The organism is Vibrio ordalii ATCC 33509 (assembly GCA_000257205.1).
In the GTDB taxonomy this organism is placed as follows: domain Bacteria; phylum Pseudomonadota; class Gammaproteobacteria; order Enterobacterales; family Vibrionaceae; genus Vibrio; species Vibrio ordalii.
Map to the genome: position 1 here is coordinate 22,735 of AEZC01000194.1, position 7,187 is coordinate 29,921.

Annotated in this window: 6 protein-coding genes; 5 read left to right on the forward strand and 1 reads right to left on the reverse strand. The window is 44.8% G+C overall.

Going from position 1 to position 7,187, the window contains the following annotated elements; translation table 11 throughout:
- Positions 1–14: 14 nt before the first annotated feature.
- From VOR_RS0113185 to VOR_RS0113205, 5 genes are all read left to right on the forward strand, one after another.
- Complete coding sequence (locus VOR_RS0113185; RefSeq protein ID WP_010320169.1) at positions 15–1,121, forward strand: glycosyltransferase; 1,107 nt, start codon at positions 15–17, stop codon at positions 1,119–1,121.
- Positions 1,118–2,308, forward strand: coding sequence for a glycosyltransferase family 2 protein (locus VOR_RS0113190; protein ID WP_010320170.1), 1,191 nt, complete (start codon positions 1,118–1,120; stop codon positions 2,306–2,308). The genes VOR_RS0113185 and VOR_RS0113190 overlap by 4 nt, the downstream gene beginning before the upstream one ends.
- An 11-nt stretch (positions 2,309–2,319) precedes the next feature.
- Complete coding sequence (locus VOR_RS0113195; RefSeq protein WP_010320171.1) at positions 2,320–2,961, forward strand: sugar transferase; 642 nt, start codon at positions 2,320–2,322, stop codon at positions 2,959–2,961.
- A 143-nt stretch (positions 2,962–3,104) separates the two neighbouring features.
- A complete protein-coding gene (locus VOR_RS0113200) occupies positions 3,105–3,644 on the forward strand; it encodes a heme NO-binding domain-containing protein (protein WP_010320172.1) in 540 nt (179 codons plus the stop codon).
- A gap of 2 nt (positions 3,645–3,646) precedes the next feature.
- Positions 3,647–5,344: an ATP-binding protein gene (locus VOR_RS0113205; RefSeq protein WP_010320173.1), complete on the forward strand. Its 1,698-nt coding sequence runs from the start codon at positions 3,647–3,649 to the stop codon at positions 5,342–5,344.
- 162 nt (positions 5,345–5,506) lie between these two features.
- On the opposite strand, the gene VOR_RS0113210 is transcribed toward VOR_RS0113205, so the two are convergent.
- Positions 5,507–7,186, reverse strand: coding sequence for a glycoside hydrolase family 36 protein (locus VOR_RS0113210; RefSeq protein ID WP_010320174.1), 1,680 nt, complete (start codon positions 7,184–7,186; stop codon positions 5,507–5,509).
- Position 7,187 lies beyond the last annotated feature (1 nt).

Sequence of the window (7,187 nt, forward strand, 5' to 3'; positions counted from 1 at the left end):
ATGAGGCCCTGTGTATGCACTCTCCTCTTCAGAATGAAAAAGTCATCATCCATGTTGTCCAACACTTGGCACCCGGAGGCTTAGAATGCCTTGTTCTTGATTTCCTGCGCTTTGCTGAACCCAACCATAGTGTATTGGTCGTGAGCTTAGAAGGGACAAAGAACGAAGCTTTGGCACACTGGCCCAAACTCGCTCAATACCAAAATCAATTGCTGTTTCTGAATAAACCCGCAGGGCATTCCCTGTCGACGCTGTGGAAACTGTTCAGACTGTTTTCAGCAATAAAACCTCATGTTGTCCATACTCACCACATTGGACCACTGCTCTACGCAGGGATTACTGCTCGTTGCAGTGCAACGCCAGTACGCATTCATACCGAACATGATGTATGGCATCTCTCTAACCGGATTCATCGTTACTTGCAGTACGTGGCTTTACGTTGGATTCAGCCACACTTGGTTGGGGATGCTCATCAAGTCACGCAAGTACTGGCGCGCTACTTTCATTATCCACGCACCCGAACCATCAAAAATGGCATTGATTGCGCTCGTTTTACTCCCGGCAACCAAACTCGGGCTCGTCAACAGTTCAACTTACCAGAAGGTGTACCTCTGATCGGTTGTGCTGGTCGCCTTGAATGGGTGAAAGGGCAAGATCAACTGCTCCGCGCATTGTCTCATTTACCCAGCCATATCCATTTAGCTGTTGCGGGCAAAGGCTCTCAGCTCGATTCTCTTTCAGCCCTTTGCCGAGAACTGAGGCTCACTGAACGAGTCCATTTTCTTGGGTTAATAGACAACATGCCCGAGTTCTACCGCGCTTTGGATATTTTCTGTCTGCCTTCACGCTCGGAAGGCTTCCCTTTATCACCGTTAGAAGCGCAAGCGTGTGGCATTCCCGTGGTTCTGACGGATGTAGGTTCAGCCAAAGAGACATTATGCCCTCACACTGGAAGTGCAGTTGAAAGCGATGACCCACTGAAACTGAAAATGGCAAGCCTCTTACTGCACGCCCTCCAACATAAAACCGAGATTTCACCTCGTCATTTTGTACAAGAACACGGTGATATTCATCAAATGGTCAAAGCCTACAATGCTTTATCAGAAGGGGAATTAGCATGATAACTTGGGCCCTCACTCTGCTGTTTTCTGTCGCCAGTGGATTAATTGTTTACCACCATTTTGGTTACCCAGTGTTGCTGCGTTGGTATGCTGGTCGGCACCCTTTGCCAGAAAGCGAAGTGCCATCTCGCGGTTATCAAGCCAGCCAAACCGACCTGCATTTCCCCAGCATCACCATTTTGGTGCCTGCTTACAACGAACAACGCTGGATTGCAGAGAAAATTCGTAACCTGAGTGCATTAGATTATCCACGAGACAAGCTGCGTATTGTCATTGCTTGTGATGGATGCCAAGACAAAACAGCGGAAATCGCGCAAGAAACCATTCAGGAAGCCATCTGTGACGATACCTTATTTGAAATACATATCTACCCACAAAATCGAGGCAAAGTTGCCGTCATCAACCAGTTAATGAACATGGTGGACAGTGACATTACCGCATTGAGTGATGTTAGCGCCCTGATTTCGATTGATGCCATGCTGATTGGGGCACAGCACTTTATTGATGCTCAAGTTGGCGTCGTGAATGCAACCTATCAAGGTTTACCTAACGCCTCTAACCAGGAAAAAGCCTATTGGCACTATCAAAACCAAATCAAACTGCATGAATCCAGCTTCGGAAGCACACTCGGTTCTCATGGTGCGTTATACCTATTTCGCACCTCATTGTTTACTCCTCTGCCAGCCAATACCATCAATGACGATTTTATTCTGCCTATGCAGATTGTTGAGCAAGGTTATCAAACACGTTATGACCTGAATATGCTGGCGATTGAAATGGAACCGACAGGTCAGTCTGAAGATTTTCGGCGTCGGCTTCGTATCTCCGCAGGCAATATGCAGCAGGCAATTACCCTATTTCGACTCTTTAGTCCCAAATACGGCAAAGTTGCTTTTGCTTTCCTATCCGGCAAAGGGCTGCGCCTGCTTACTCCTTATTTGATGCTGACCTGCTTGTTCAGCAGCGCTGTACTCGCGATTCACAACCCACTCTTTGTGGTACTTCTCGGTGGACAAATCAGCCTCTACTTAATTGCTACATGCAGTCATTGGATGCCAGAACAACACAAACCAAGCCTATTACGCTGGCTGCATTATTTGGTGTTTGGACATCTTGCCAATTTTATCGGTGGTCTTCGCTATCTTTGTGGATACGAAAAAGGCCGTTGGATCAAAGTGAACCATTAAGGAACCCTATTATGAATCGCCATCAACCCACTCAAATATCAATTACCGTGTTCAAACGCACTATGGATTTACTGGGTGCTATCGTAGGTTTAATCCTACTTTCCCCCTTATTTCCGATTATTGCCTTTGCCATTAAAATTAACTCTTCAGGCCCTGTGTTTTATAAACAATGGCGAGTAGGCAAATCACTCCCCGACCGGGTCATGCTTTTTGAAATTATTAAGTTTCGTACCATGTACCAAGACGCCGAAAGTCGCTCAGGAGCCGTTTGGGCAACCGATAATGACCCACGTATCACGCCTGTAGGACGCTTTTTACGCAAAACACGTTTGGATGAAATTCCTCAACTCTTCAATGTGTTAAAAGGCGATATGTCGATTGTCGGCCCACGCCCAGAACGCCCTGGATTCTACAAAAAGCTTGAAGATGCCATCCCTTACTTTGCTGAACGTACCTATGGCCTATTGCCCGGCATCACTGGCTTAGCTCAAGTTAACCAAGGTTATGACACCTGTATTGATGATGTGAGACGTAAAGTGGCTTTTGATCATAGCTATGCTCTGTCCATGTACTCTCTGTACTCATGGTTCAATACAGATATCAGGATTATGCTCAAAACCGTGATGGTGATGGTGGGCAGCCGAGGCCAGTAAATGAAATAACAGAATGGAAAAGTTTGGCGAAAATTAGGGGGAGCACATTAACTGGCTCCCATCCTCTCACTTGCGTACATTAGTTTTCTCCACCATGCTTAAAAGTATGGGCATCACTATTCACCCCAAAGGGAGAACCCACGATGAAGGGTATCGTATTTAGTCTATTTTTCGACATTATCGAACAGCGGTTTGGCATGGAGACATTAGAAACTATGCTCGAACGGACTGGATTAACTCACCCATTCACCTCGGTTGGAGACTATAAACACCATGAACTGATCGCAATGATACAAGCCATACACCAACTGACGGGTGAAAGTGTTGACAACCTGCAACGGGAAGTGGGCAAAGCCATGTTTAGCTCTCTATATCAAACGTTACCCATCCCGATTCAGCACGATCTTCCTTTCGTTGAATTTCTCAAAAAGGTGGAAGATGAAATTCATGCGGAAGTTAAAAAACTGTACCCCAATGCGCGTCCGCCCAAATTCATTTTTATTGAACAGAGTGGAGAAGCTACCGTTTTTGAATATCAAAGCCACCGATGTTTGTCGTCACTCTGTTTAGGACTGCTGGAGGGATGTGCCGCACACTTTTCCCAACCGATAACGATTACTAGCCACTACCTAAAACCTGATGGTAGTGCTGTCCGTTTTACGATTATCAAAAGTGAAAGCTGATCATGACTAAAGCCTCTTCTGTCTGGGAACAACGTTTACTGCGTGAAAAAGCGGCGCGAATTGCCGCAGAACAATTGCTTGAGCAGAAAAGCCGGGAAATCTATGAAATAAACCAATACTTGCAGCAATCACTTGAAGCGCAAAAATTAAAATCCATGATGGATATATTCAAATTAGAATTGAAAGAACACATTGATGCTATTTTGATTCGTTTTGGAAGACGGTTTTTATTTACCGAACTCAACGAAGCTTTGATTAACACCTTTATAGACAGCATTCCAGACAGAAAAAACATCCTTCAATGTGAGTTGATATTACAGGCAGATTCATTCCCCACTTATAGTCAGTTTCATTTCAGTAACTGTTGGCTTCCTAAGAAAGAAAAAATGACATCACAGAAAGAAATTCTACTCCCTATTTATTCGAACACGCAACAGGTCGGAGAGTTAATCTTTACTTATCAAACCCATCCAATTGAGTTCGAGTTCATCGTCAAACAGGTCAACATGCTGTTCGATTTGCTAAGTGGTGCACTGAGCAAACACCTTGATATCCAGAGCAAAGAGCTTTCCCGAAAACAAGCCGAAGATTCAGAAAAAGCAACGAAAGAGTTTGTTACTATGGTCAACCATGAAATACGCACACCATTGGTGGGCATACTGGGTAGCGCAGATCTACTTGAAACGACATACTTAACCGATGAACAGAAAAAGTACCTTGCGGATATCCAACATTCAGGAGAGATGCTCAATTTCGTCATCAATGACCTTCTTGATTTTAATAAACTCCACTCAGGCTTATTACGCATCAATGATCAACCTTTTGAGTGGTTACAACTTCACAATTATGTTTATAACTTAGTCTCTATAAAAAAGAAAAATACTACGCTGAACTTCATTTACAAAGATACACTTCCCGAATACGTCTATGGTGATAAAAAACGTATTCAGCAAATACTGTTAAATTTGATTGGCAACAGTTTGAAATTCACCATTAAAGGAGAAATTAATATTTATATTTCTTGGGCTGATGACAAACTGAAAATCGATGTGAAAGATACAGGCATCGGCATTCCTGAATATGCGCAGAAAAAAATCTTTGATGCCTTTTATCAAGTTGATCGTTCTTCCACGCGCCAGTTTGAAGGTTTAGGTATGGGATTAGCTATCTGCTTAAGTTTAACCAAACTCATGAATGGATTATTAAGCGTTAAGAGCTCAGAAGGAGAAGGCAGCGAATTTTCCGTTGTTCTTCCGCTTCCTGCCGCAAATAAACCTAACACAAAAACAATGACGAATACTCTCGTCAGTGAATGGAATGGTAGAAAACTGGCCATTCTGGTAGCCGATGATATAGAGATGAACCGGATTATTATTCAAGGCATGTTAGGAAAACTCGGTATCTCTCCCGATTTTAGCCACAATGGCGTAGAAGCATTGGATGCCGTCCAACATACACAGTACGACTTGATCTTTATGGATTGCCGAATGCCAGAAATGGATGGTTTTGAAGCAAGCCAACACCTACGTGAGCAAGGTTACAATAAGCCCATCATTGCGCTCACCGCAGGCACGACCATGCATAAAAAGCAGCACTGCATAGCATGTGGTATGGACGATGTGCTGAGTAAGCCCTACCGTTTAGAAGATTTGAAAACCATTCTACAAAAGTGGCTGTCGGCCGCGGATGACTCAGCCTGAAATGCAATAAACCAACATGCAGTCGAAATTATACTCCGACCGCATGCTTAGAAAAGAAACTAAATCAGCTTTTGTGGCTAAGAAATTATGGCTAATTTAGCGCAGCATTCCGCTACCCCGAATCATTCAGTTAACCTGAGCACTCTTAACAAGGGCACTCCATTAACAAGAGGTAATCACTGCTCGGCTGGTTAAGCCACTTGCCAAGGAGACTTCAAATACTTTGACTGGCTCTGGTGAAAGCTTGTCTCCTGTCCAGTAGTCATACCAATTCACTGGCTGGCTCGCTGTTAAGGTATAGTCACACGCCTTACCTTGGTAATTGAATAAGCAGTGCAGATCATTGCGTTCTGTTAACTTTAAAAATAGGTGATTGAGAGCCAATGAAGTTGGCTTAGCCGCATCTTGGTTGTGTTTGCGCCTAATCATTAACTTATTTAGGCTCTGCTTAGCAAAAGAGGTCAATTCTGGGAGTGGATCACCTGAAAGCAACAAGCCACCACACGCAAGCAATACATTGCGATGAAATTCATAGCTGACGCGATCGGTCGATTGATTCGCAAGCGACGTCAGTGTTGCGCAATCAGGATCAATTTGCCATAACTTGCGGTGCTGCCAACTGCGATAAAAAGTCTCTTTAGCGATTTGTTCAAAGCGCTGTGGCGAACGCTCGACATCGTCCGAAACACGCATGGCATCCACCAGCCCCAGTGACGGCCACATCGGTGCATTGCATCCAAGTAACCACGCCTCTCCCGCGCCTTCTGCGATCGCCTGCATCCCTAAACGGTACGCTTCAACCCCCGTCACTCCCGACTGATAACGCCGTCCTTTGAGTGCTCCCCAATAGTTCGCATCCAATTTAAACAGCTCAACACCCCACTCTTCTTTCATGGTTTTGATCACATGGGTTAAGTATTCCTGCACGTCAGGATGAGAGCCATCCAGCACATACCAAGGTGTACAGCGCCAACCTCCGTAGGTTACTTCTTCAGCTTTCAGTGGCTGTCTTTGAGCATTTTGTACAAACCAATCTGGATGTTGCTTAAACAATTGAGATTCAGCTTGTGCAATGAAGGGAGCAAGCCAAATTGCAGGTTTTTTCCCCGCTTGTTTGATCTCTTGTATCAGCGCTTTAACACCACGAGAAAACTTATCGGACGGCGTCAACCAATCGCCCATAAACGCCTGATAGCCATCATCCAGCAACACCCATTCTAGCCCCGAAAGTTCTCCTTGCATTGCCGCAAGGTTGGTTAGGATGTGCTGTTCATTAACATCGGCATAATAGGCATACCATGAACACCATCCAACGGGCGCAGGTTTTGCCACACCAGCACGCGGCGTATGATGACAACTAATATATTGCGCATACTGTTGATACAAACCTGATAATGAATCACCTTGCAAAATAACGACGGACTCTAAACTGTTATTTGTCCAATCTTGTGGATGGGTCTGCTCACCATCAATGGAAGCGACTAAATAGGTGCCCGTCCTTTCCTCAAGAATTTCAAAATAGCCAGCAAAACGGTGGCAAGAGGTAAAACCAAACAGTTGGTATCCGGTGGATTGTTCAATCACCAGCGTGTTGTAATAACGTTGGCTGTCTTGCTGTGGGTAAATCCGGTAGCTCAAGCTATTGTCAGGACAACGCCCCACATCCACAGGATGATGCGGCGAACCTGCGGTTTGCGCTAGCATTTGAAAACCGTCACCAATCACTCGTGCGTCCGATTCAACGTCAAATAGAGTGCGAAACAGCGAGTAGTGATCGGAAATGGGCGAGTTATGTATTCCTGAATAGGAAAAACTGATCTCATCGGCTTGTAATTGGGTAATC

Coding starts and splice junctions, on each gene's coding strand:
- VOR_RS0113190 (WP_010320170.1), top strand. CDS start 1,118: ATGATAACTTGGGCCCTCACTCTGCTGTTTTCTGTCGCCAGTGGATTA.
- VOR_RS0113200 (WP_010320172.1), top strand. CDS start 3,105: ATGAAGGGTATCGTATTTAGTCTATTTTTCGACATTATCGAACAGCGG.
- VOR_RS0113205 (WP_010320173.1), top strand. CDS start 3,647: ATGACTAAAGCCTCTTCTGTCTGGGAACAACGTTTACTGCGTGAAAAA.
- VOR_RS0113185 (WP_010320169.1), top strand. CDS start 15: ATGCACTCTCCTCTTCAGAATGAAAAAGTCATCATCCATGTTGTCCAA.
- VOR_RS0113195 (WP_010320171.1), top strand. CDS start 2,320: ATGAATCGCCATCAACCCACTCAAATATCAATTACCGTGTTCAAACGC.